This is a genomic window from Xanthomonas cannabis pv. cannabis (assembly GCF_000802365.1).
GTDB lineage: Bacteria > Pseudomonadota > Gammaproteobacteria > Xanthomonadales > Xanthomonadaceae > Xanthomonas > Xanthomonas cannabis.
Genome location: NZ_JSZE01000213.1, coordinates 1 through 1,295 on the forward strand (window position 1 = coordinate 1; position 1,295 = coordinate 1,295).

A 1,295-nucleotide genomic window follows, 5' to 3' on the forward strand; every position below is an offset into this window, starting at 1 on the left:
GACACTGGCATCGATGCGTTCTTTGCAGACGATCCGGGTCTGGCGCGGCAAGCGTTGAGCGAGCATGCAGTGCGTTAAACGCTGAATGCAGTGCGGTCTGTGGAGCGCGCTTGCGCGCGATGACGCCTTCCCGATGACGCCCCATCGCGCGCAAGCGCGCTCCTACGTGCCCGGTGGGCGCTCGCGCGGCGGGAAATGCAGCACCACGTTTTCCGAGCCGTCGTCCTGGCGTTGCCACAGCACCGGTACGCGTTGCGGTGGTGGCGGTTCCAGCACGTCGCGTTCGGCGTTGCTCACTTCCCAGGCGGCGTCTTCGTCCTCGTCGTCCCAGCTGTAACGTGGCCTGGCCTGTTGCGGGTCGCGCAGGCGCAACAGCAACGCGGCGATCAGGCCGGCCACCGCGCCGCCCAGATGCGATTGCCAGGACACGCCGGCTTCGTGCGGCAGGATGGTCATCAGCATGCCGCCGTAGAACAGGAAGGCGATCATGCTGGTGGCGATCGCCGGGCGGTCGCGGCGCAGCAGGCCCAGCACGAACACCAGAAACATCAGGCCGTGGGTCACGCCGCTGGCGCCCAGATGCCGGCTGCCGGGCTCGCCCAGCAGCCACGCGCCCAGCCCCGAGCCCAGCCACAGCAAGGGCAGCGCCATGGCGGTGGCCCGCGGATACACGCTGCCGGCCAGCGTGCCCAGGATCAGCAAGGCGGCGGCGTTGGCGCCCAGATGCGCGAGCGAGCCATGCAGCAACGGCGCGGTGAGGATGCCGAGCAGGCCGTCGGCCTGCAGCGGCGCCACCGCCCAGGCGCGCCAGTCGAACATGCCCTGGGCGGTGAACACCGCCACCAGCAGCAGCACGGCGGCCAGGCTCACATTGAAGGCACGCAAGACCCGGGAACGATCCAGGCGAGCTTGGGTGGTGGTGTCGGCGGCGGCAAGTGGATGCGAGGTCATACCTTCACGGATGGCGCCACCCGGGTTTTTTTACAAGCCTATCCGGCGCGGGATAAGCAGGCCCGGCGACGGGATAATCCAATCCCGGCGCCGATCGTTGGCGCATCAGCCTGCGCCGCATCAAGGATGATCTTGCTTGGCTGCAGGGTCCTTGCCCGCCCACCATCGCGGGACACGCTGCAAGTACGTCCTTGTAGCTCTGGCGCGGCACCCATGCCGCTCAAGGTCCCGCGACGGTGGGCGGGCAAGGGCCTGTCGAGATGGTCGGTGCGCATGGTTGGGACCAGTGCATGGGCGCGTCCAATCCCGAATCCCGAATGCCCAATCCCGGCCTTTCAGTGCCC

Annotated in this window: 1 protein-coding gene; it reads right to left on the reverse strand. The window is 68.3% G+C overall.

Annotated features, from left to right (window positions below):
- Positions 1-162 precede the first annotated feature (162 nt).
- A complete protein-coding gene (locus OZ10_RS20120) occupies positions 163-951 on the reverse strand; it encodes a rhomboid family intramembrane serine protease (RefSeq protein WP_039566877.1) in 789 nt (262 codons plus the stop codon).
- Positions 952-1,295 lie beyond the last annotated feature (344 nt).

Coding starts and splice junctions, on each gene's coding strand:
- OZ10_RS20120 (WP_039566877.1), bottom strand. CDS start 951: ATGACCTCGCATCCACTTGCCGCCGCCGACACCACCACCCAAGCTCGC.